The following is a 22,987-nucleotide window of genomic DNA, read 5'->3' on the forward strand; positions in this document are numbered from 1 at the left end:
CATCCGGGAGAAGGAAAATCAGGCCATTTTCTGCAAACCTGGCGCATGGGCGCGGGACGGCGGCCGTCCCAGGGGTCAGGCGATCGCGGTCGCTACGTTGCGTTCCACCCGCATGCCCTTGCGCTCCTCGGAGGGCGTGCGGTCGAAATGCTCCGAATAGCATTTGGAGAAATGCGAGGCGGAGACGAAGCCGCAGGCGAGGCCCACCGAGAGGATCGGCATCGAGGTCTGGCGCAGGAGCTGGCGGGCGCGGTTGAGGCGCATTTCGAGGTAATAGCGCGTCGGCGTCGTGTCGAGGTAGCGCTGGAACAGCCTTTCGAGCTGGCGTGGCGACAGGCGGACGGTGCGGGCGAGCTGGGCGCAGGAGACGGGCCGCTCGAGGCGCTTGTCCATTTCCCCGATCACCGCCAGGAGCTTGGGGTGGGAGACGCCGAGGCGCGCCCTGAGTTCCATGCGCTGGCGCTCATGCGAATCGCGCATGCGGTGGTGGATCAGTTCGTCGGTGACGAGGGCGGCGATCACCGCGCCCTTCTTGGCGGTGATCAGCGCCAGCATCATGTCGATCGAGGCGGTGCCGCCTGCGCAGGTGAAACGGTTGCGGTCGATCTCGAACAGTTCCTGGGTGGCGTCGATCTCGGGAAATTCCTCGCGGAAACTGTCGAAATTCTCCCAATGGATGGCGCAGCGATGGTCGTCGAGCAGGCCCGCCTTGGCCAGCACATAGGTGCCGGTGCACACCGCGCCGATGGAGACGCCGTAGAAGGCGAGCTTGCGCAGCTTGGCGATCAGGGCGCCATGGTCGTATTTCTGCACGTCGAGGCCGGAGCACACGATGATCTCGGGCATCGGCCCCACATCGGCATAGGCGCCGTCGACCGCGAGAGCGACGCCGTTGGACGCCTCGATCGGCTGGCCGTCGGGCGAATAGAGCCGCCAGGCGAACGCCCGGGCGCCGGTGACGTAATTCGTCAGGCGCAGGACCTCGACGGCCGCCGCGAAGGCGATCATCGAGAAATTCGGGGTCAACAGAAAGCCGACTGTATGCGTGGCGCCGATATCCGGCCGGATGTTCATTCACCATTCTCCCTGGACGATGGCCGCGAGCGCCGGCCATGCTGAGCGACAAAGAGAGCGGCGACCGTTCCATGCGGCGCGGCCGCCCCTCGGGACGGGTGGCGGGCCTCTGCGGGCCCTGGGGATCGGCAGCCTGCGCTGCTTGCGCTCCCTCGCTGGCCGTTCGCCGGATGACGATGACGGGCCATTCGGATCGAACCGCTGAAAACGACGGAGCACGGCGATCTTGCGACATTCATTGCAGATTTCTGACGTGCAGGCGACCGGATGTCGCAAATGATGGCGTAAATAGACAAATATCGTGCCGCCTTGCCGGGTGCAAGCGGAATGAAATGTCCTGGATGCGCCTCCTGTGCGACAGGGTCCGGTGTCGGCCCTCGGTCGATTTCTTCTGATGCGACAAAAGGCGCGTCGCTTCCGTGCTAGACGGGGTGGTGCGGGGATGCTGATAGTCCCGGCCATGATCCTCGAACGGGCGGCGAGACGTGCGGTTTTCTGTCTTTTCCCTGGCGCGCAACGCGCTGAGCGGCCACCAGAACTGGCCCGAACAATGGCGCTCGCCCGAACCCAAGGCGGCCTATGACGCCGTCATCGTCGGCGCCGGCGGCCATGGCCTCGCCACGGCCTATTACATGGCTGCCGAGCACGGCATGCGCAACATCGCGGTGATCGAGAGGGGCTGGCTCGGCGGCGGCAATACGGGCCGCAACACCACCATCATCCGCTCCAATTATCTGTGGGAGGAGAGCGCCGCGCTCTATGACCACGCGCTGAAGCTGTGGAAGGACCTGTCGCAGGTCCTCAACTACAACGTGATGTATTCGGCGCGCGGCGTGATGATGCTCGCCCACAATGTCCACGACGTGCAGGTGACCAAGCGCCATGTGCACGCCAACCGGCTGGCGGGCGTCGACAATGAGTGGCTCACGCCGGAGGAGGCGAAGGAATTCTGCCCGATCCTCAACATCTCCAAGGATATACGCTATCCGATCATGGGCGCCGCTCTGCAGCGGCGCGGCGGGGTCGCCCGGCACGACGCGGTCGCCTGGGGCTATGCCCGCGCCGCCGACGCGCTCGGGGTCGACATCATCCAGAACTGCGAGGTGACGGGGATCACGCGCGACGCCGCGGGCGCGGTGGCGGCGGTGGAGACCACGCGCGGCACCATCCGGACCAAGAGGATCGGCGTCGTCGCGGCGGGGCACACATCGGTGGTGATGGGCATGGCCGGGGTACGCATGCCGCTGGAGAGCTATCCGCTGCAGGCGCTGGTGTCCGAGCCGCTGAAGCCGATCATGCCCTGCGTGGTGATGTCGAACACCGTCCACGCCTATATGTCGCAATCGGACAAGGGTGACCTCGTCATCGGCGCCGGCACCGACCAATATGTCTCCTATTCGCAGACCGGGGGGCTCCATATCGCCGCCCACACGCTCGATGCGATCTGCGAGCTCTTCCCGGTGGTGCGCCGGGTGCGCATGATGCGCAACTGGGGCGGCATCGTCGACGTCACGCCGGACCGCTCGCCGATCCTGTCGAGGACGCCGGTTCCCGGCCTGTTCGTCAATTGCGGCTGGGGCACCGGCGGCTTCAAGGCGACGCCCGGCTCCGGCCATGTCTTCGCCCACACGGTGGCGACAGGCGAGCCCCATCCCATCGCCGCGCCCTTCTCGCTCGATCGCTTCCGCACCGGGCGGCTGATCGACGAGGCCGCCGCCGCCGCCGTCGCGCATTGAGGCCGCCATGCTGCTGATCGCCTGTCCTTATTGCGGGGTGCGCCCCGAACTCGAGTTCCGCAACATGGGTGAAGCCCATATCGCCCGTCCCGCCTATTCGGAGGGGCCGACGGACGCGCAGTGGGAGGACTTCCTCTATCTGCGCTCCAACACCAAGGGCCTGATCGCCGAGCGCTGGCGCCATATCCATGGCTGCGCGCGCTTCTTCAACGCCGTGCGCCACACCGTGACCGACAAATTCGTGATGACCTACAAGGTGGGCGACCCCAAGCCCGATCTCGCCGCGCTGGCGGCCGAACTCGCCGGCGAGACGGCGAAGACGGAGGTCCGGTCGTGAACGCCCGCTTCCGTACCGGCGCCGGCGGCCGGATCGACCGGTCCAAGCCGCTCAACTTCACCTTCGACGGCGTCGCCTATCAGGGCGTGCGCGGCGATACGCTCGCCTCCGCCTTGCTCGCCAACGGCGTGCACCTGGTCGGCCGCTCGTTCAAATATCACCGGCCGCGCGGCATCATGGCGGCGGGGTCCGAAGAAGCGAACGCGATGGTCACCGTCGTCCGCGACGCCGGACGCACCACGCCGAACCTGCGCGCCACTCAGGTCGAACTCTATGAGGGCCTCGCCGCGACCAGCCAGAACCGCTGGCCCTCGCTGAAATTCGATGCCGGCGCGGTCAACGACCTGCTGTCGCCCTTCCTGGCGTCCGGCTTCTACTACAAGACCTTCATGTGGCCGCAGAGCTTCTGGAAGAGCGTCTACGAGCCCAAGATCCGCGCCGCCGCGGGTTTCGGCGACGCGCCGAAGCAGGCCGATCCCGACCGCTACCTCAACCGCTTCGCCCATTGCGACGTGCTGGTGGTGGGCTCCGGCCCGGCCGGCCTCGCCGCCGCCGTCGCTGCCGCCGAGACCGGCGCGCAGGTGATCCTGTGCGACGAACAGGCCGAGCTCGGCGGATCCCTGCTGTCGGAAACCACGGCCAGCATCGAGGGCCGGCCGGCGCGCGACTGGGCCACCGACATCATCATGTCGCTCGCCTTGAACGACCGCGTCCGCCTGATGCCGCGCACCACGGCCTTCGGCTGGTATTCCGACAATTTCGTCGCCCTCGCCGAAAGGCTGACCGATCACCTCGCCGATCCCGGGCCCCGCATGCCGCGCGAGCGGATGTGGCAGGTCCGCGCCAAGCAGGTGGTGATCGCCGCCGGCGCGATCGAGCGGCCGCTGGTCTTCCCCGACAATGATCGGCCCGGCATCATGCTCGCCGATGCCGCGCGCACCTTCGTCAACCGCTACGGCGTGCGCCCGGGTTCGCGCGCGGTGGTGTTCACCGCCTGCGACAGTGCCTATCGCGCCGCCCTCGACCTCAAGGCCGCCGGCATCGAGATCGCGGTCATCGCCGACATCAGGCCCGAGGGCGGGGCGCTGGCGGAGGCGGCGAGGCAGGCCGGCATCCGCGTGGCGCCGGGTTCGACGATCGCCGGCACCGGGGGCCGCCTGCGCGTCTCCTCGGTGCGGCTCGGCCGCATCGGCACCGACGGCGCCAGCGTGCGCGACCGGGAGACGGTGAGTTGCGACCTCGTCCTGATGTCGGGCGGCTGGACGCCGAGCGTGCACCTGTTCTCGCAGTCGCGCGGCAAGCTCGCCTTCGATGCGGAGAACCAGGTCTTCGTGCCCGGCACTTCCCGGGATCCGGAGCGCTCGGCCGGCGCCTGCCGCGGCGTGTTCGAATTCGGCGCCGTCATTGATGACGGCTTCGCCGTCGGCCACCAGGCCGGGCGCGCCGCCGGGCGCGACAAGGGGGCGCTGAAGCGCTTCGACGTCGCGCAGGCGACGGCGCCGTCCGGCTTCCATGCCGGCGGGCTGCCGCACGAGCGCAACCCCGACCGCGTCAAGGCCTTCGTCGATTTCCAGCACGACGTCACCGCCAAGGACATCAAGCTCGCCACGCGCGAAGGCTTCCGCTCGATCGAGCACGTCAAGCGCTACACCACCACCGGCATGGCGACGGACCAGGGCAAGACCTCGAACGTCAATACCCTCGCCATCGCCGCCGGCGCCCTCGGCAAGACGATGCCGCAGGTCGGCCTGACCACCTTCCGGCCGCCCTATACGCCGACCACCTTCGGCCTGTTCGCCGCCACCTCGCGCGGCGACCTCTTCGATCCCGTGCGCCGGACGCCGATGCACGAGGCGGAGGCCGAGGCCGGCGCGGTGTTCGAGGATGTCGGCCTGTGGAAGCGCGCCTGGTATTATCCGCGCAGCGGCGAGGGCATGCACGAGGCCGTCAACCGCGAGACACGCACGGTGCGTGATCGCGTCGGCATGTTCGATGCAACCACGCTCGGCAAGATCGAGGTCGTCGGGCCGGATGCGGCGGAGTTCATGCACCGCATCTATGTCAATCCGTTCCTGAAGCTGGAACCCGGCCGGCTGCGCTACGGCATCATGACCCGTGACGACGGCTTCGTCTATGATGACGGCGTGGTCGGCCGGATGGCGCCGGACCGCTTCCACGTCACCACCACCACGGGCGGCGCGCCGCGCGTGCTCGCCCATATGGAGGATTACCTCCAGACCGAATGGACCGACCTCAAGGTCTGGCTGACATCGACCACCGAGCAATGGGCGGTCATCGCCGTGCAGGGCCCGCATGCCCGCGACGTGCTCCTGCCGCTGGTCGAGGGCATCGACATCTCCAATGCCGGCATGCCGCACATGTCGGTGCGCGAAGGCCATATCTGCGGCGTGCCGGCGCGCCTGTTCCGCATGAGCTTCACCGGCGAGGCGGGCTTCGAGGTCAATGTGCCCTCGGCCTATGGCCGCGCGACGTGGGAGGCGATCCAGGCCGAGGTGGCGAAATATGAGGGCTGCCTCTACGGCACCGAGGCGATGCATGTGCTGCGCGCCGAAAAGGGCTACATCATCGTCGGCCAGGACACCGACGGCACGCTGACGCCGGACGAGGCGGGCATCGGCTGGGCCGTGGGCAAGGCCAAGGCCGACTTTGTCGGCAAGCGCGGCCTGATGCGGCCGGACCTCGCCAGGCCCGACCGCAAGCAGGTCGTCGGCCTGTTGACCGCCGATCCGACCGTGGTGCTGGAGGAGGGCGCGCAGATCACCGGCGTCGCCGAACCGGCGATCGGCGAGCATGCGCTCGGCCATGTCACCTCGGCCTATTGGAGCTCCAATCTCGGCCGCTCCATCGCCTTGTGCAATCTCGAACGGGGCCGCTCGCGCTACGGCGACGAGGTCTATGTGCCGATGCCCGGCGGTGCGATCGCGGTGACGGTGGTCGATCCCGTCTTCATCGACAAGGAAGGAACACGGCTCAATGGCTGATCTCCGGGCCGCCCCCCTGCTGCGCCGCGATCCTCTCGACGGCGTTCCCGCCATCACGGCGCGCAGCCGCCTCGCCATCGAGGCCGCCCCGCGCGGCGCGCGCCTCGTGCTGCGCGGCTCCGAAAGCGCGGCGATCGCGGCCGGCCAGGCCTTCGGCCTGGCGCTGCCCCTGGCGATCAACACCGCCGCGACCGACGATGTCCGCACCGCCTTCAGGCTCGGTCCCGACGAGTGGTTGCTGCTGGCACCGCAGGACCAGGAAAAGCAGGTCTATGACGCGATCGAGGCGGCGGTGGCGGAGCCGCATTCCCTCGTCGACGCCAGCCACCGCAATGTCGGCATCCTTGTCTCCGGATCGCTGGCGGCGGACGTGCTCGCCAACGGCGTGATGCTGGACCTCGACCCCGCCGCCTTCCCGCCCGGCATGGCGACGCGCACGCTGTACGTCAAGGCCGAGATCGTGCTGTGGCGCAAGGGCGCCCAGGACTTCCACATCGAGGTATGGCGCTCCTTCGCCGCCTATATGCATGGACTGCTGGAGGAAGCGGCGCGGGAATATGTGAAGTAGGCGGGGGCGCGGACATCCTGTCCATAGGTGCCGATTTACAGGAAATGGCGCAGTTTTCCTTCTCCCAGGCGGGAGAAGGTGGCGCGAAGCGCCGGATGAGGGTCTGGCGCTCGACAGTTCGAGCGAGGTCTCGCGGAGTTTTCCTCGTCGGCGTCTAGCCCCTCATCCGCCTGCCGGCACCTTCTCCCGAATGGGAGAAGGTCGCTTACAATGCTTGTCCCAGCGCCGAGAGTCGCGCCCGGTCAGCCCAGCATGAGCTGGATATTCTGCACCGCCGCGCCCGAGGCGCCCTTGCCGAGATTGTCGAGCCGGGCGACCAGCACCGCCTGGGGCAGCGAGGCATGCGCGAAGACGCGCAGCTCCAGCCGGTCGGTGTCGTTGAGCGCTTCGGGCTCAATCCGGGTCGAGCCGTCCATCGGCAGCACGCCGACGAGGTCGGCACCGGCATAATAGCGCTCCAGCGTGGCGTGGAGGTCGCCGGCCGAGGGCTTGCCGGGCAGGGTGTCCAGATGCAGCGGCACCGACACCAGCATGCCCTGGCGGAAATTGCCGACGGAGGGCACGAAGATCGGCCGGCGCGACAGGCGCGCATAGGTCTCGATCTCCGGCACGTGCTTGTGCTCGAGGCCGAGGCCATAGAGCTCGAAGGCGGGGGCGGTGCCCGCCTCATAGGCCTCGATCATCGACCTGCCGCCGCCGGAATAGCCGCTCACCGCATTGACGGCGACGGGGTGGTCCTGCGGAATCAGCCCGGCGTCGACCAGCGGCCGGAGCAGGGCGACGGCGCCGGTCGGATAGCAGCCGGGATTGGAGACATGGCTCGCCGCGGCGATGCGCTCGGCCTGCCCCGGCGCCAGTTCGGCGAAGCCGTAGGTCCAGCCCGCCGCGGTGCGGTGGGCGGTGGAGGCGTCGAGGATCTTCGGGCCGCCGCCGCCGAGACCGTCGATGAGCGCGACCGTCTCCTTCGCCGCCGCATCCGGCAGGCAAAGGACGACGAGATCGACTTCCTGCAGGAGGTCCCGCTTGGCCGCCGGATCCTTGCGCAGCTCCGGCGCGATCGAGCGCAGGCGGACGCCCGGAACGGAGGCGAGACGCTCGCGGATGCCGAGGCCGGTCGTGCCCGCCTCGCCGTCGATGAAGACGGTACGGGCGGCCGCCGCCTGGTGCGGCTTGTCGGCGAGATCGGAAAGGACGGCCATGGCAGGTCCTCCAGCAGGATCGGAGCGTTGAGGTCTCGGGGAAATCGAAGGGGCTATATCGGGGCCCCGCCGGGCCCTGTCAATGCGATGCCGGGTTCAACATGATGAATCATCATGGTGGGATGATGACTACGTGGGGGCGAGGGCTTTCGTTACAGGGCGGGGGGATCACAAAAACTCGCGCGTTTCGGGTGTTTTCGGCCACATGCACTTGATTTGCCGGTGATGGGGCGCATGCGCATAGTCGTCTCACGCAGGGCGCCGGGATCGTTCCGGGCCGCTGCAGAGAGAAAAGGAACCGACCATGTCCGTCTTCACCAAGGCCGCCACCACCTTCGCCCTCGCGGGTGCCGTCGCCAGCGCCGCCGCCCTGCTGTCCGCCCCCGCCCGGGCCGATGAAGCCAAGGAGAAATGCTACGGCATTTCGCTCAAGGGGCAGAACGACTGCGCGGCCGGCGCCCATTCCTGCGCCGGCGCGTCGACCATCGACTATGACGGGCAGTCGTTCAAGCTGGTCCCGAAGGGCAACTGCGTGACGATGAAGACGCCGCACGGCATGGGCTCGCTCGCGCCGATGAAGAGCTGAGGCTGTGGCCGGCGGGTATCCCACGCGGGATACCCGCGGTGCGCCAAGCCAATAAGATAGCCGGCAAATAAAATGAAGGGTATCGCCGACATGGCAGCCGATCTCCAGGAAGCCTTCCGCCGTGCCGTGCTCGATCCGGCCGCGGAAACGCCGGCGGGCCTGCGCGCCCATCACGGTGCGGGACATGACCGGCGCTTCGCCGTCTACCGCAACAATGTCGCGCTGGGGCTGGCAGGGGCGCTGGAAGGCCGTTTCCCCGCCGCAATGGCGCTGGTCGGGGAGGAATTCTTCCGCGCCCTGGCCATCCTCTTCGTTCGGGAGCATCCGCCGCGATCACCCCTGCTGCTCGCCTATGGCGACGACCTGCCGGACTTCGTGGAGACGTTCGAGCCGGCGCGGGAGGTTCCCTATCTCGCCGACGTCATGCGGCTCGAAGTCGCCCGCAGCCAGGCCTATCACGCCGCCGATAATGAGCCGGCTACATTAATCGACCTCCAGGCCCTCGATCCGGAAAGTCTCGGCGAGACGAGGGTTGTCCTCCACCCGGCCGTGCGCCTGCTGCGCTCCGCCTTTCCGGCGGCGACGATCTGGCAGATCAACGCCGGCGGCGAGGTCCGCCCGGTCGACGACTGGGCCGGCGAGGACGTGCTGGTGACGCGGCCGGCGCTCGACGTGCTGGTGCAGGTGCTGCCGCCGGGGGGATACGCCTTCCTGGCCGCTCTCGGGGCCGGCGAAACACTCGCCGCCGCGGCCGAAGCCGCCTTCGCCGCGGCGCTGGACTTCAATCTTGCCGCTGCCGTCGCCGGCCTGGTCGGCGCCGGCATCGCCCTGCGCTTCATTCCCGGGTCCAAGCTGTAACGTCGGCATCGGCCGTGCCGTAGAGGGCCTATCAGGAGGATTCACGATGACGATGCCCGCCATGACCACATCCGCCGAGCCGGCGCGGCCGCAGGGGCTGCTCGACCGGGTTCTCTACCTCACCACGCTGGTGCCGCACTGGCTGATCGCGCTGCTGGCGCGGGTCGCGCTGCTGCGCGTCTTCTGGTGGTCGGCGCGCACCAAGGTCGCGGACGGCACCTTGTTCACGCTGTCGGACAGCGCCGTCTACCTCTTCCAGGAGGAGTACAAGCTGCCGCTGGTCCCGCCCGAGATCGCCGCTCATCTCGCGCTCCTCGGCGAAAGCGTGTTCTCCGTCCTCGTCATTCTCGGCCTCGCCACCCGCCTCGGCGCGCTCGGCCTGTTCTTCATGACGCTGGTGATCCAGGTCTTCGTCTATCCCGAGAGCTATAACGAGCATGTCCCCTGGATGGTGTGCGCGCTCTATCTGGTGAAGTTCGGCGGCGGCTTCCTGTCGCTCGACGCCCTCATCGCCCGCCGCCTCGGCCGGACGTCGCTCTAGGGGCGCCCGGCTGCCGGGCATCGCGACACAATGTCAGCGCCCAAAGCCTTGCGCCGCCGGTCGCCCGGCTCTACTGCAGGGCCCATGAATTTCGCCAGCGACAATTGGGCGGGCGCCAGCCCCCGCATCCTCGAAGCGCTCGCCGCCGGCAATGGCGGCCTCGCGCCCGCCTACGGCCAGGACGACCTGACGCGGGAGGCCAATGCCCGCCTCTCCGCTTTGTTCGGCCGCGACGTCGGTGTCTTCACTGCCGCCACCGGCACGGCCGCCAACTCCCTCGCCCTCGCGGCGCTCTGCCCGCCCTATGGCGCGGTCTATGCGCATGAGGACGCCCATATCATCGCCGACGAGGGCGGCGCGCCGGAATTCATCACCCAGGGCGCGCGCCTGATCGGCATCGGCGGCCTTGCCGGCAAGATCGATCCCGCCCGTTTCGAGACGGTGGCCGGCCGGGCCTCCGGGCCAGCCGGGCGCTTGCCGGTGCCGGCCGCCCTCTCGCTCACCCAGGCGACCGAATGCGGAACGGTCTATCGCCCCGAGGAGATCCTGGCGCTGACCGGGCCGGCGCGCGAGCGCGGGCTCAAGGTCCATATGGACGGCGCCCGCTTCCCCAATGCCCTCGCCTTCCTCAAGCAGCTCTCGAACGACATCGCGCCGGCCGACGTCACCTGGAAGGCCGGCATCGACGCGCTGTCCTTCGGCTTCACCAAGACCGGCGCCCTGATGGCGGAGGCCGTGGTCCTGTTCGATGCGGAGAAGGCCGCGGAAATCGAGTGGCGGCGCAAGCGCAGCGGCCATATCGTCTCGAAGGCGCGCCTGATCGCCATCCAGATCATCGCCATGCTGGAGGACGACCACTGGCTCGATCTCGCCCGCCACGCCAACGCCATGGCGGCGCTGCTGGACAAGGGGCTTCGCGCCGCCGGCCACGAGATCGCCTTTCCCGTCGAGGCCAACGAGGTCTTCGCCGTGCTGCCGAAGGCGCTGATCGAGCGCCTGCGCCAGGCGGGCGGGCGGTTCTACGAATGGCCGCGGGGCAGCCTGGCGCCGGAGCGGCATCCCGGTCCGGACGCCGATCTCGTACGCCTGGTGACCTCCTTCGCCACCCGGCCGGACGAGGTGGAGGCCTTCGCGCGCCTGGCGGCCGGCTGAGCGCGGCGGCACCTCGGCGGCTGTAGCCAGCCGCCCGAAATTGTGGTTTGGGTTCCGCGCATTCGCTTCCGGTCGGCATGATGCCGATGCTCCGATGAGGACCCCATGTCGAAGTCCAGCCTGATCCTTGCTCTTCTCGTCCTGGCCGCCATACCCCAGGCGCGGGCGGACGACGCCGCGAAATCGTCGCTTCCGGGCGGGGCGTCCTCCCTGCAGGAGAGCTATCAGGACTGGCGCGTCGTCTGCGGCCTGAAGGGGCAGACCAAGGTCTGCGCCATGCAGCAACAGGAAGTCGACGGCAAGTCCGGCAAGCGGGTTCTCGCCGTCGAACTGTCGCCGACGGCCGACGGCACCACCGGCTTCCTGATGATGCCGTTCGGCCTCGCCCTCGATGCCGGCGTGAGCCTGGCGCTCGACGGCGGGCCCAGCGGCCAGCCGCTTCCCTTCAAGACCTGCCTGCCCTCGGGCTGCGTCGTGCAGCTCGTCTTCAATGCGGCGACCGTCTCGGCCCTGAAGAACGGCAAGCAGCTCAAGCTTTCGGCCAAGGCGTCCGATGGGGGCAAGGTGACTGTCTTCGCGGTCTCCCTGAAGGGATTCGGCCCCGCCTTCGACCGCACGGCCGAACTGCTCAGATAAGGCGGCTTCCGGACGCGGCGGTCCTGTGCCGCGGCGGCGTCAGATCCAGCCCTGCAATTCGCGGCCGACGACGTGTTCGAGCACGCGCTGCCCCTCCTCGCTGTCGTTGAGGCAGGGAAGATAGGCGAATTTCTCGCCGCCGTGATGCAGGAAGATCTCGCGGTTCTCGACCCCGAGTTCCTCGAGCGTCTCCAGGCAGTCGGCGACGAAGCCGGGCGCGACGATGGCGATGCGCTTCACGCCCGCCTTCGCCAGGCCTTCCACCGTCTCGTCGGTGTAGGGCTTGAGCCATTCCTCCTTGCCGAAGCGCGACTGGAAGGTGATCCTGAGGCGCGCCTCGTCATAGCCGAGCGCCTCCCGCAGCAGCCGGCCGGTCTTCACGGCGAAGCAGTGATAGGGGTCGCCCGCGAGCAGATAGGTCTTGGGAACGCCGTGGAAGGAGGCGAGCACCACCTCGGGCTCGAAATCAAGCCCGGCGAGGCTCGCCCGCACCGAGGCGGCCAGCGCCTCGATATAGACGGGATCGTCATGCCATTGCGGCGCGATCCTCACCGCCGGCTGCCAGCGCAGGGTCATCAGATGCTCGAAGGCCTTGTCGCAGACGGTGGCCGTGGTGGCGGCGGCATATTGGGGATAGAGCGGCACGATCAGGATGCGGTCGCAGCCGCGGGCGCGCAGCCCGTCCAGCCGCTCGGCGATCGAGGGGCTGCCGTAGCGCATGGCGAAATCGACGACGACGCGGCCGTCGCGGCCGGCAAATGCGCGCGCCAGCTTTTCGGTCTGGCGCCGGGTGACGACGAGGAGGGGCGAGGCGTTTTCGGCCTGGTCCCAGATCGAGGCGTATTTCGCGCCGCTCTTGCCGGGGCGGGTGGTGAGAATGATGCCGTTGAGCAGCGGCCACCACAGCAGGCGCGACACTTCGATCACGCGGCGATCGGACAGGAACTCCTTCAGATAGCGCCGCATCGGCCAGTAGGTCGGCGCGTCCGGCGTGCCGAGATTGACCAGCAGCACGCCGATGCGCCCGCTCGCCGCCGCGCCGGGATGGTCGCCCGGAAAGGGGAGGGGCTGCGCCACGCCGGTGGAAAGAGAAGGGCCAGCCGTCATCGATGATTTCGCCTCCGCCGCAAGGCCGCGCGGCGCGCGGGCGAGCCGCCCCGCCCGTCCTGCAGCCGACGGCCCCTACGTCCTTCAACAGGTTGGCGCCTCCGCTTGCAACAAGATTATACGGCGTCATGTCTGCCCCGCCGCGCCGGCGATGCTCGATCAAATGGCGATGAGGCCTCGCGCAAGCCTCTTGCAGGAACGGGCGAAGCCCGATTATCCTTTCGGCATGAAAACCGACGCTATCGAAATCCGTCTGGCCCGTCCGGACGACGCCAGCGACATCGCGGATGTCCACGATGCGGCGTGGCGCAACGCCTATCGCGGCCTGATTCCCGGGCGTGAACTCGAGCGCCTGGTCGAGCGGCGCGGCGCCAAATGGTGGCGCAACGCGATCGATCGCAAGACGCGGATCGTGGTGATGGCGTTCGGCGGCGTGATCGCCGGCTACGCCACCTATGGGCGCAACCGGGCGGTCGGCCTGCCCTATCAGGGCGAGATCTTCGAACTCTATCTGCGGCCCGAATATCAGGGCATCGGCCTCGGCAAGCGCCTCTTCAACGCGGTGCGCCGCGACCTCAACGGCCATGCCGTCAAGAGCATCCTCGTCTGGGCCCTGGCGGACAACGACCGGGCCTGCGCCTTCTACCAGCGGCTCGGCGGCCAAGCCGTGGATACGATGGTGGAACGCTTCGGCGAGATCCAGCTCCGCAAGGTCGCTTTCGGCTGGCCGGCGGGCTGAGGTGCGGCGCGAGGCTTCCACCCGTCATCTTCAGGTTGAATCGCATCGTCGATCCGCATAAGGCTGCGCCGATGGGAGTGCCGGGGCATCGTGTCCCGGAAGCCTGCGTAACAGGATATGAAACACGATGCGTATCGAGGCCGTCTCCACCGGGCGCAATCCGCCGCATGAGATCAACGTCGTCGTCGAGGTTCCCGTCGGCGGGGAGCCCATCAAATACGAGATGGACAAGGAATCGGGCGCGCTGGTGGTGGACCGCTTCCTCTACACGCCGATGCGCTATCCCGGCAATTACGGTTTCATGCCCCATACGCTGTCGGACGACGGCGATCCGATCGACGTGCTCATCGCCAACCAGCGCGGCATCATCCCCGGCGCGGTGATCGCGGTGCGTCCGGTCGGCGTGCTCAAGATGCGGGACGAATCGGGCGGCGACGAGAAGATCATCGCCGTGCCGGTGCCGCGTCTCACCCGCCGCTACGAGAAGGTGCACAACTACACCGACCTGCCGGAAATCACGATCAGGCAGATCGAGCACTTCTTCGAACACTACAAGGACCTCGAGACCAATAAATGGGTCAAGGTCGAGGGCTGGGGCGACGCCCGCGAGGCCGAGGCCATGATCCTTGCCGCCATCGAGCGCTACAAGGCCAGCAAGGGCTGATCCGGCAGCGCGGACATCCTGCCCGCAGCTCTGGGAATCCGAGGTAACGGCTTTCTCCCGGCCTGGGCTGGGAGAAGGAGCCGCGCCGTTTTCTGCAAACTCGGCGCCTATGCCGCGATGCTGTCGAGGGAGACGTTGGCGCCGCAGAGCAGGACGCCGATTCTTTCTCCCGGCGCCGGCCGATAGGCACCGGCAAGGAGCGCGGCCAGGGCGGTGGCGCCGCCCGGTTCCAGCGCCACGCGCAGCCTGTCCCATGCGCACATCTGCGCGTCGCGTATGGCCCGGTCGGGCACCGTGACGGCCGAGGCGACGAAGCGGCTGGCGACGGCGTAGACGCGCGGCCCGCAATTGCGGGCGCCGAGCGAATCGGCGGCCAGGCTTTCGACGCCGACATCCACCGGGCCGCCGGCTTCCAGCGCCGCCTTCAGGCATTGCGAGCCCTCGGGTTCCACCGAGACGATCCTGATCCGTCCGGCGAACCAGGCGGCGATGCCGGCGATCAGGCCGCCGCCGCCGGTCGCCACCAGCAGCGTATCGAGCTCGCCGCCCGACTGCTCCTCCCATTCGAGGCCGAGCGTGCCCTGGCCCGCCATGGTCGCCCAGGAATCGAAGGGATGGACCACGAGCGCGCCGCTCGCGGCGGCATAGGCATCGCAGGCGGCCTGCGCATCCGCATAGCGTTCGCCGCCGATCTCGAGATCGGCGCCGCGGGCGCGGATCGCCGCGATCTTGGCCGGGCTCGAGATCACCGGGACGAAGATCCTCGCCTTGTGCCCGAGCGCGCGCGCCGCATGAGCGACGGCGATGCCGTGGTTGCCGCCCGAAGCCGCCGCGACGCCGGCCGCCGGCACGGCCTGGGACAGGAGATTGTTGAAGGCGCCGCGCGGCTTGAAGGAGCCTGCATGCTGCATGAACTCGAATTTGAGCTGAACCGGATGATCGAAGCCGAAAGCGCCCGCCTCGATGGTCGCCAGGGGCGTGCGGCGGATATGCGGCGCAATGCGCCGCGCGGCGGCGCGAATGTCGTCAGGCGATATCATCGGAAACTCGGCATGCAGCGTGAGGGCGGAACGGCCCGGGACGTTAGCCCGGCGCCGCGTCCACCGGCAATCCATTTCGACGGTCGTCGCGGTCCGGCGCCGACATCCGGCCATGGGCCCGCGCCGAAGGCAAGCCCGGGCGGGTCGAGCTTTACGGCCGTTCCACCGCCCTGAGCATTTTCCAGGAAAGCTGATCGGTTTTTCGATTCGGAAAATGCGTCAAGACAACAGGCTCTAAGGCCACTTCATGGCCGCGCCGAGGATGGCTCCGGGCATGCCGCGTATGCTGGCCTGCACCAGCACGACGAAGCTGTCGGCGCCCGGCGCCCCGACATCCGCCGAGGTCAGCCTCAGCGTCGCTGCCTTGCCGTCATAGTCGGCGACCTTGCGAAAACCCCTGACCACGTTGGAATAGGTCACGGTGCGGCCGGTGTTCTCGCCCCGCTCGATCTTCACGTCGGCCTTGTGTTCGACCGGCACGACCCAGACCTCGCCCCGCGCCGTGCTGCCGCCCAGCGCAACCTCATAGTCGCCGCTCGACCCCGAAATCGATACGGGCACGGAGAGGACGCCGACCTTCCTGCCGGCAGCGTCGATGGCGCGATCGACCTCCTCGCCATTCGAGCCGACGGCGTGGAGGACGCCGTCGACGACGATCTGCGGGGTATAGACAGCCCGGTCGCCGCGGGCCTCCGCATAGGCGCGCTGGCGCTGGGAGAAGCCGTGATTGGCCAGGGTATCCTTCCAGCCGAGATAATCCCAATAGTCGACCGGCAGCGACAGGGCGATGAGGTTGGGATCGAGCACCCACCGGTTCATCATCCGGTCGGCGGGCGGGCAGGAGGAGCAGCCCTGGCTCGTGAAAAGCTCGATCACCGCGCGCGGCTGGGCGAAGGCCGGCCCTCCGAAGGCCAGCATCGTCAATGCTGCAACAACGATCCGACGCATGGGTCTCGTCCAAAATGAGTTCGTTCGAAATTCGGCCGTGGATATGCTTTCCGGCATAGCGCGGGCGGAAGCAAGGCGCGAGTAACGCTGTGGTGAGCACGGCGTCGCGCCGGAAATTGTGAAGAGCCGTGAAGAACGGTCATCGCCCCGGCGGGATCGGCGCCCAACGGCGATGCCTGATGGGGCTCAGCCCCGCTCGCCCGTTCCCGGGCGGACCGGAGGGATGTCGACCTTTTCGGGACGGCCCATCACGGAGGAGGCGATGTAGATACGGGCATAGCCTTCCTTGACGGCCTCGACGATCTGGTCGAGCCGCCGGTCGATATGCTCGCCGAGAAGGGATTTCGCACGGTCCTCGTCCCGGTCCATCGCCGCCTGGAGGATGGCGCGGTGTTCAGACTGGGTGACGCTGCGCCGGCCGTTCTCCATGTCGATCCAGCGGACGAAACGGATGCGGCCGCTGATCTTCTCCAGGAGCTGCACCAATTCGTGATTGCCGCTCAGCGCGATCATGCGGTTGTGGAAGATCTCGTCGAGTTCGACGAGATCGGCAATGGTCCGGCCCGGAATGTCGGCCGAACTGGTATCGAGAAAATCGCGGATCGCCTCCAGATCGGGTGCCTTGGCCCGCTGGATCGCCAGTCCGATACCCGACACCTCGATGCTCTTGCGAACCTCGTAGAGGTCGAAGATCTCCTGCGGGTCGAGCGCCCGCCGGAAGAAACCCTGCTGCGGGACGAAGTCGAGATAGCCGTCGGCGACGAGCCTGTTCAGGGCTTCGCGCAGCGGCGTCCGGCTCACCCCGAGCTTTTTTGCCAGGGCGACTTCGTTGATGCGTTCCGAAGGCCGCAGCTGGAAAGCGATCGCCATGGTCGTGAGCTCTCCGTAAACCCACTCCACGGTGCTTTCCTGCTCATCAGCCATGCGGGCCTCCATGCTCGCAGCCATACCATAACTGCATAGCGACCTCAAAGGACACTCCTGAATTTTTATCTGTATTCAGCATTGCATTTCGCGGCCGTTGTCATAAAACATCCGCCGGTCGCGCTCGAGGCGCGCTGCGGGATGGAAGCATGCAAGGCTGGTTCACAGACCTGACGGCAGTCGAAAGAAGGACGTTCTGGGCCTGCTTTTCCGGCTGGGCGCTGGACGCGATGGATGTCCAGATCTACGCGCTCGCCATGCCGACCCTGATTGCGGTCTGGGGGCTGACCAAGTCGCAGGGCGGCACCCTGGCGACGACGGCGCTGGTCGTCTCCTCGCTCGGCGGCATCATCGCCGGGTTCCTCGCCGACCGGATCGGCCGCAAGAAGGTCCTGCAGATCACCATCCTCTGGTTCTCGGTCTTCACGGCACTGTCGGGCTTCACCCATTCCTTCGGCGAACTGATGGTCACCCGCAGCCTGCAGGGCCTCGGCTTCGGCGGGGAATGGGCGGCAGGCGCCGCGCTGATGAGCGAGGTGATCCGCAAGGAATATCGCGGCCGGGCCGTCGGCGCCGTGCAGAGCGGCTGGTCCGTGGGCTATGGCGCTGCGGCCATCCTGTTCGCCATCGTCTTCTCCGTCCTGCCGCGCGATATCGCCTGGCGCGCCATGTTCTGGATCGGCCTGCTCCCGGCCGTTGCGGTGCTGTTCTTCCGGCGCAACCTCGAAGAGCCGGAGGTGTTCCTGCAGACGCGCCGCCTGCAGGAAAAGAGCGGGGCACGGGTTCGCATCGGCGAGATCTTCGAAAGGCCGCTCCTCGGCCTGACAGCGGCGGCAAGCCTGCTCGCGGCGGCCTCGCTCGGCGGCAACTACACCATCCTCAGCTGGCTCCCGACCTATCTGGCCGAAAGCCGCCATCTCTCGGTCCTGGGCACCGGCGGCTACCTCATCGTCAACATTGCCGGGTCCTTCTGCGGCTATCTGAGCGCCGCCCACCTGAGCGACTTCCTCGGGCGCCGCAAGACCTTCGTGATCTGCGCGATCTGCGCCGCGGTGGTGGTGGCCTTCTACATGTTCGCGCCGATCGGCGATGTCGCCACGCTCCTGCTCGGCTTTCCGCTAGGCTTCTTCCAGTCCGGCATCGTCTCCGGCATGGGCGCCGCCTTCGCCGAGATCTATCCGACCCGCGTCCGCGCCACGGGGCAGGGCTTTTCCTACAATTTCGGACGGGGCCTCGGCTCGCTGATCCCGGCTCTCGTCGGCGTCATCGCCCTGCCCCTGGGGCTGAACAACGCCATCGGCATCTGCGCCGCCGCCGCCTACGCCGTCGCGGTGATCGCCGCCCTCATGCTTCCCGAGACCAAAGGCAAGGAGTTCACCGCCCATGACTGACGCCGCCGCCGATCCTCTCCCTGACGCCGCCCGGCGCAGCAACGCCCGGACCGGCGGACAGCTGATCGTCGACGGTCTCGCCGCCAACGGGGTGGAGCGCGTCTTCTGCGTGCCCGGCGAGAGCTATCTCGACGTGCTGGACGCCCTCCATGCGACGCCGCAGATCGATGTCGTGGTCTGCCGCCACGAGGGCGCCGCCGCCAACATGGCCGAGGCCGACGGCAAGTCGACGGGCCGCCCCGGCATCTGCTTCGTGACGCGCGGGCCCGGTGCCACGCATGCCAGCATCGGGGTGCACATCGCCTTCCAGGATTCGACGCCGATGATCCTCTTCGTCGGTCAGGTCGAACGCTCGGTCCGGGGCCGCGAAGCCTTCCAGGAGATCGACTACCGGGCCATGTTCGGGCCTGTCGCGAAATGGGCGGTCGAAATCGACGATCCGGCCCGGATTCCGGAAATCCTGGCGCGGGCCTTCCGCACGTCGATGTCCGGACGCCCCGGCCCTGTCGTCGTGGCCCTGCCGGAAGACATGCTCGCCGAGGCGGCCGCCGTCGACGACATCCTCGTCCGGTCGGCCCCCTCCGCCAGCCTTTCCGCCGGGGATATCGAGCGGATCGCCGGCCTCCTCGATACGGCCCGGGCCCCCCTCCTCATCGTGGGCGGCGGCGGGTGGACGGCGCCGCAGCGAGCGGATCTGGAACGCTTCGCCGTCGCCCACGACCTTCCGGTCGCCGTTTCGTTCCGCCGCCAGGACGCGCTCGACAATCTGCATCCGACCTATGCCGGCCATCTCGGGCTCGGCGTCTCGCCCGCCCTGGCGCAGCTGGTGAGGACGTCGGACCTCCTGATCGTGCTCGGCTCCCGGCTCGGCGACGTCACGACGTCGGGCTATGCGCTGCTGGACGGCCCGATGGCCACGCAGACGCTCGTCCATATCCATCCCGATCCCGACGAGATCGGCCGCGTCTTCCAGGCGCTGGTCGGGATCGCGGCCCCGGCCGGCGCCTGCCTCGCCCAGCTTGCCGCCCTGCCCGGCCGGGGCGAGCGGCCGTGGCGGCGGCGGATGGAGCAGGGCCATGCCGACTATCTCGCCTTCAGCGATCCGGCGCGAGTCACGCCGCCGGTCAGCGGCGTCGATCTCGCCCGTGTCGTCGCGCTCGTCGGCGAGCAGGCTGAAAGCGGCACGGTGATCACCAACGGTGCCGGCAACTACACCGTCTGGGTGCATCGCTTCCATCGCTTCCGCCAGGCCCATTCGCAGCTCGCGCCCACCAATGGATCGATGGGCTACGGCCTTCCCGCCGCTGTCGCGGCCAAGCTCCGCAATCCCGAGAAGACCGTCGTCTGCTTTGCCGGCGACGGCTGCTTCCTGATGTACCCGCAGGAAATGGGCACCGCCCTGGCGAATGGGGCGGCCATCATCGTGATCATCGTCAACAACGGCCGCTACGGCACCATCCGCATGCATCAGGAGCGGCGCTTTCCCGGCCGGCCGATGGCGACCGACATCCGCAATCCCGACTTCCAGCTGTTGGCCCGCGCCATGGGCGCCCATGCCGAAAGGGTCGAGGCCACGGACGATTTCCTGCCCGCCTTCCGCCGGGCGCAGCAGGCCGGGCGGCCGGCGATCATCGAGCTCGTCACCGATCCCGACCAGTTGACCCCCGACAGGCGCATCACGCCGGCAGCGTGATGCGTTTTCCTTCGATTGACCTGAGCAGAGGCATTTCAGCCATGTCCGCAGACGAGAAAACCGATCGCAAGCCAACGGGCCGCCCTCCGGCGAAGGCGGCGGCGGTGGCGGCGATGCTTGCCGCCGGCCTGCTGTCGGCGACGGCGCAGGCCGAACCGCTGATCATCTCCGCCAATGACGGGCTGAACCAGATGGTCGATGGGGCCTATCACGTCAGGCCGGGTGCGCAGCATGGCTCGCTCGCCGGCTTCGACGCCTCGCAGTTTCCGCCGCGAAAGCTCTGGGAGATCCCCGCCGATCATTCGGCCGTCGGTCCGCCGGCTGGCGTCGCCGTGTCCCGCGACGGCCATTTTGCCTATGTCTCGAATCCGGCCGTGCCCGACCCGCAGCATCCGGACAAGCCCGCGGCCCCGGCCGAACTCCAGATCGTCGACCTGAAGGCTGCTCCGCCTGCCGTCGTCGACAGGCCGAAGCTCGCCACCAGACCCTGGGGCATCGCCCTGAACCGAGCCGGCACGCTGCTGCTCGCGGCGAGCGGCAAGGGTGCGGTCTATGTCCTGGTTCTCGACGGAGGCAAAGTCGTCTCCTCCGGGGCGGTCGATGTCGGCACGGAGACGGCCAGGGTCATGAGCGTGGCAATCACGCCCGACGGCAGATGGGCGCTGGCGACCAAGCGTGGCGAGAACACCGTTGCCGTCCTCAGGATCGAGGGAACGAGCGTTTCCTATACGGGACGGGACATCACCACAGGCTCCAACCCCTACAGCGTCGTGATCAGCCCGGATGGAAGCCGGGCAGCCGTCACCGATATCGGGCGCAGTTCCGGCGATGCCGATGCCGTTACCCTCGTCGACCTGGCCTCGCCGACCTTTCACGCCGCGGGCGTGGTGCCGGTGGCGGCGACACCGGAGGCCGTCACCATCTCGCCGGACGGGCGGTTCATGGCGGTGACGTCGATCAACGGCAGCAATATCGCCCATGGCAAGCCGGGATCGTCCTCGGTGTCGCTGATCCAGGTCTTCGACCTGGCGAAGCCGCTGCCGGTCCTCGCCGCCACGGCCGAGGTGAGCGCCAACGCCCAGGGCGTGCAGTTCACGCCGGATTCGCGCCATCTGCTCGTGCAGGAATTCGCCCTCGACCGGATTTCGCTGTTCGATTTCGACGGTACGCATCTGTCCAGGCTCGAGGCGGCGCTTCCCCTCGGCGGCGGCCCTTCCGCCATCGCTGCGACCTTTCCGTGACCTGCCTCCCAATCGATTGACCTGCCGGAATGCAGGATCGATCCGCCGCCCGAAATCGAGCCTGGGGCGGATGCGACAAAGATGTGGCTCGCTGTTCCAAGGAGAAGACTATGAAGACAATCATCGCACATGTCGGCGCCGCCATGCTCGCGGCCGCGGGTGTGCTCGTCCTGGCCGGCTCGGCCAACGCGGCGGATCCGGTCGGCCCGGTGACGCTCGTCAGCCACGTCGACGTGATTCCCGACGCCTATGTCGCGCAGAGCGAGGAAAAGTCGTGGGGCTTCCTCCGCACCGAGATGGCGGCGACCAAGAGCGACAAGGATCTCGTCTCCTATATCGTCCTGCGCCAGACGGACGGCCCCAACCATTTCACCATCGTCGAGACCTGGGGCAGCTACGCCGCCCTTGCCGCGCATCAGGGCTCTGCCCATACGGTGAAGTTCCGTGCGGACATCCAGCCCTATCTGGGCAGCCCATTCGACGCCCGCCTCCACCAGAATTTCGAATGAGCCTCGCGCCCTGCGGGCCGCTCCGGCGCTCCGCAGGGGCATATTCCTGAAGCCTTGCGCGCACCGGTCGCCGAGGGGGACCGATCGAGGCGCCGGGTTCCGCCGGGGCCTCGGCTGTGCCGGCGCCTCCTGCTTGCCGTGCCCATCCGGCGATGCCATTGTCTCGGCCGATGGGGCTCATCAATTTCCTCTGGCGCGTGATCCAGCGCTATGTCGCGCATGACGGCTATGCGATGGCGAGCCATATGGCGCTCTCGACCCTGACGGCCCTGTTTCCTTTCCTGATCTTCGTGACGGCGCTGGCCGGCCTCGTCGGTACCGCCGGCCTGCAGGAGGAGATCGTGCGCCTCCTGTTCGACAGCTGGCCGCACAGCGTGGCCAGCCCGATCGCCGAGGAGGTCGTCAACGTGCTGGGCTCCTCGCACCCGGGCCTGGTGACGCTCAGCGCCATCATCGCCGTGGTGCTCGCCACCAACGGCATCGAGGCCATCCGCATCGGTGCCAACCGGGCCTACGGCCTCGTCGAGACGCGGTCCTTCTGGCGGTGCCGGCTGCAGAGCCTCGTCTTCGTGCTCGTCGCCGCCCTCGCCCTCATCACGCTGGCCCTGTTCGTGGTGCTGTGGCCGGTGATGTGGCGCAATGCGCTCGCCTATCTGCCCTTCCTGGCGGCGTTCGCCTTCGTCATCGAACTCGCCCGCTACGGCATCACCGTCGTCGTGCTCGGCGGGGCGATCATCCTGATCCATCTCTTCCTGGTCGCAAGCCGGCCGCGCTTCTGGACGATCTGGCCGGGCTCGCTCGTGACGCTGGGGCTGTGGCTCGCCGGCGGGGAGCTCTTCAGCCTCTACATCACCAATTTCAACACCTATTCGAAGCTCTATGCCGGCCTCGGCGGCGTCTTCGCCGCGCTGTTCTTCCTGTGGCTGGTGGCTGTGGCCTTCCTGCTCGGCGCCGAAATCAACGCGCTGCTGGCCGAGGGCCGGGCGGAGCGGCGCGCGCGCCGGCGCCCCTGACGGCCACCTGCCCGGGCACGGTCGGGCAA

22 protein-coding genes are annotated in these 22,987 nt (G+C 68.1%); 16 read left to right on the forward strand and 6 right to left on the reverse strand.

What is annotated here, in order from left to right:
- Positions 1 to 75 precede the first annotated feature (75 nt).
- Positions 76 to 1,074, reverse strand: a complete 999-nt coding sequence (locus J3R73_RS29325) for a GlxA family transcriptional regulator (RefSeq protein WP_307435842.1) — start codon at positions 1,072 to 1,074, stop codon at positions 76 to 78.
- Positions 1,075 to 1,559: 485 nt separating this feature from the next.
- Here J3R73_RS29325 and J3R73_RS29330 point away from each other — a divergent pair, with 485 nt between their 5' ends.
- From J3R73_RS29330 to J3R73_RS29345, 4 genes are read left to right on the forward strand one after another with little or no spacing between them, the layout of a single operon-like run.
- A complete protein-coding gene (locus J3R73_RS29330) occupies positions 1,560 to 2,810 on the forward strand; it encodes a sarcosine oxidase subunit beta family protein (protein WP_307435845.1) in 1,251 nt (416 codons plus the stop codon).
- 7 nt (positions 2,811 to 2,817) lie between these two features.
- A complete protein-coding gene (locus J3R73_RS29335; RefSeq protein ID WP_307435847.1) occupies positions 2,818 to 3,147 on the forward strand; it encodes a sarcosine oxidase subunit delta in 330 nt (109 codons plus the stop codon).
- A complete protein-coding gene (locus tag J3R73_RS29340; protein ID WP_307435851.1) occupies positions 3,144 to 6,149 on the forward strand; it encodes a sarcosine oxidase subunit alpha family protein in 3,006 nt (1,001 codons plus the stop codon). Before J3R73_RS29335 ends, J3R73_RS29340 begins: the two co-directional genes overlap by 4 nt.
- Complete coding sequence (locus tag J3R73_RS29345) at positions 6,142 to 6,717, forward strand: sarcosine oxidase subunit gamma (RefSeq protein ID WP_307435855.1); 576 nt, start codon at positions 6,142 to 6,144, stop codon at positions 6,715 to 6,717. The genes J3R73_RS29340 and J3R73_RS29345 overlap by 8 nt, the downstream gene beginning before the upstream one ends.
- A 242-nt stretch (positions 6,718 to 6,959) precedes the next feature.
- Here J3R73_RS29345 and argC read toward each other — a convergent pair whose 3' ends face one another.
- Positions 6,960 to 7,916, reverse strand: coding sequence for an N-acetyl-gamma-glutamyl-phosphate reductase (argC, locus tag J3R73_RS29350; RefSeq protein ID WP_307435858.1), 957 nt, complete (start codon positions 7,914 to 7,916; stop codon positions 6,960 to 6,962).
- 304 nt (positions 7,917 to 8,220) lie between these two features.
- Between argC and J3R73_RS29355 the strand changes: the two genes are divergently transcribed.
- From J3R73_RS29355 to J3R73_RS29375, 5 genes are all read left to right on the forward strand, one after another.
- Complete coding sequence (locus J3R73_RS29355) at positions 8,221 to 8,502, forward strand: BufA1 family periplasmic bufferin-type metallophore (RefSeq protein WP_307435862.1); 282 nt, start codon at positions 8,221 to 8,223, stop codon at positions 8,500 to 8,502.
- A gap of 72 nt (positions 8,503 to 8,574) precedes the next feature.
- Complete coding sequence (locus J3R73_RS29360) at positions 8,575 to 9,360, forward strand: HvfC/BufC N-terminal domain-containing protein (protein ID WP_307435865.1); 786 nt, start codon at positions 8,575 to 8,577, stop codon at positions 9,358 to 9,360.
- A 46-nt stretch (positions 9,361 to 9,406) separates the two neighbouring features.
- Entirely contained in the window at positions 9,407 to 9,901 is a 495-nt protein-coding gene (locus tag J3R73_RS29365) for a DoxX family protein (protein WP_307435869.1), read from the forward strand.
- Positions 9,902 to 9,985: 84 nt separating this feature from the next.
- The gene (locus J3R73_RS29370; protein ID WP_307435872.1) at positions 9,986 to 11,053 is read left to right on the forward strand and encodes a threonine aldolase family protein; all 1,068 of its coding nucleotides are present in this window, start codon (positions 9,986 to 9,988) and stop codon (positions 11,051 to 11,053) included.
- Positions 11,054 to 11,158: 105 nt separating this feature from the next.
- Positions 11,159 to 11,689, forward strand: a complete 531-nt coding sequence (locus J3R73_RS29375) for an invasion associated locus B family protein (RefSeq protein ID WP_307435873.1) — start codon at positions 11,159 to 11,161, stop codon at positions 11,687 to 11,689.
- Between the two features lie 39 nt (positions 11,690 to 11,728).
- Here the strand turns inward: J3R73_RS29375 and hemH are convergent, their stop codons facing one another.
- The gene (hemH, locus tag J3R73_RS29380; protein ID WP_307435874.1) at positions 11,729 to 12,796 is read right to left on the reverse strand and encodes a ferrochelatase; all 1,068 of its coding nucleotides are present in this window, start codon (positions 12,794 to 12,796) and stop codon (positions 11,729 to 11,731) included.
- A 226-nt stretch (positions 12,797 to 13,022) separates the two neighbouring features.
- Between hemH and J3R73_RS29385 the strand changes: the two genes are divergently transcribed.
- Positions 13,023 to 13,535, forward strand: coding sequence for a GNAT family N-acetyltransferase (locus tag J3R73_RS29385; RefSeq protein ID WP_307435876.1), 513 nt, complete (start codon positions 13,023 to 13,025; stop codon positions 13,533 to 13,535).
- Between the two features lie 127 nt (positions 13,536 to 13,662).
- Positions 13,663 to 14,199, forward strand: coding sequence for an inorganic diphosphatase (gene ppa / locus J3R73_RS29390; RefSeq protein ID WP_307435879.1), 537 nt, complete (start codon positions 13,663 to 13,665; stop codon positions 14,197 to 14,199).
- Between the two features lie 107 nt (positions 14,200 to 14,306).
- Here ppa and J3R73_RS29395 read toward each other — a convergent pair whose 3' ends face one another.
- The 3 genes from J3R73_RS29395 to J3R73_RS29405 form a co-directional block, all read right to left on the reverse strand.
- Entirely contained in the window at positions 14,307 to 15,239 is a 933-nt protein-coding gene (locus J3R73_RS29395) for a serine/threonine dehydratase (RefSeq protein ID WP_307435880.1), read from the reverse strand.
- A 234-nt stretch (positions 15,240 to 15,473) separates the two neighbouring features.
- Positions 15,474 to 16,187, reverse strand: coding sequence for a DUF1223 domain-containing protein (locus J3R73_RS29400; RefSeq protein WP_307435883.1), 714 nt, complete (start codon positions 16,185 to 16,187; stop codon positions 15,474 to 15,476).
- A gap of 186 nt (positions 16,188 to 16,373) precedes the next feature.
- Positions 16,374 to 17,111, reverse strand: a complete 738-nt coding sequence (locus J3R73_RS29405; protein ID WP_307435887.1) for a GntR family transcriptional regulator — start codon at positions 17,109 to 17,111, stop codon at positions 16,374 to 16,376.
- A 149-nt stretch (positions 17,112 to 17,260) separates the two neighbouring features.
- On the opposite strand from J3R73_RS29405, the gene J3R73_RS29410 reads away from it, so the two are divergent.
- The 5 genes from J3R73_RS29410 to J3R73_RS29430 all read left to right on the forward strand — a co-directional run bounded on the left by J3R73_RS29410 (position 17,261) and on the right by J3R73_RS29430 (position 22,958).
- Entirely contained in the window at positions 17,261 to 18,502 is a 1,242-nt protein-coding gene (locus J3R73_RS29410) for an MFS transporter (protein ID WP_307435890.1), read from the forward strand.
- Complete coding sequence (locus J3R73_RS29415) at positions 18,495 to 20,195, forward strand: thiamine pyrophosphate-binding protein (RefSeq protein WP_307435892.1); 1,701 nt, start codon at positions 18,495 to 18,497, stop codon at positions 20,193 to 20,195. The genes J3R73_RS29410 and J3R73_RS29415 overlap by 8 nt, the downstream gene beginning before the upstream one ends.
- Positions 20,196 to 20,236: 41 nt before the next feature.
- Positions 20,237 to 21,436 carry a beta-propeller fold lactonase family protein gene (locus J3R73_RS29420; protein WP_307435895.1) on the forward strand — a complete coding sequence of 400 codons (1,200 nt, stop codon included), beginning with the start codon at positions 20,237 to 20,239 and terminating at the stop codon, positions 21,434 to 21,436.
- Positions 21,437 to 21,546: 110 nt separating this feature from the next.
- Positions 21,547 to 21,945, forward strand: a complete 399-nt coding sequence (locus tag J3R73_RS29425; RefSeq protein ID WP_307435898.1) for a putative quinol monooxygenase — start codon at positions 21,547 to 21,549, stop codon at positions 21,943 to 21,945.
- 158 nt (positions 21,946 to 22,103) lie between these two features.
- The gene (locus tag J3R73_RS29430) at positions 22,104 to 22,958 is read left to right on the forward strand and encodes a YihY/virulence factor BrkB family protein (RefSeq protein WP_307435902.1); all 855 of its coding nucleotides are present in this window, start codon (positions 22,104 to 22,106) and stop codon (positions 22,956 to 22,958) included.
- Positions 22,959 to 22,987 lie beyond the last annotated feature (29 nt).

It is taken from the genome of Labrys monachus (assembly GCF_030814655.1).
GTDB classification, from domain to species: Bacteria; Pseudomonadota; Alphaproteobacteria; order Rhizobiales; family Labraceae; genus Labrys; species Labrys monacha.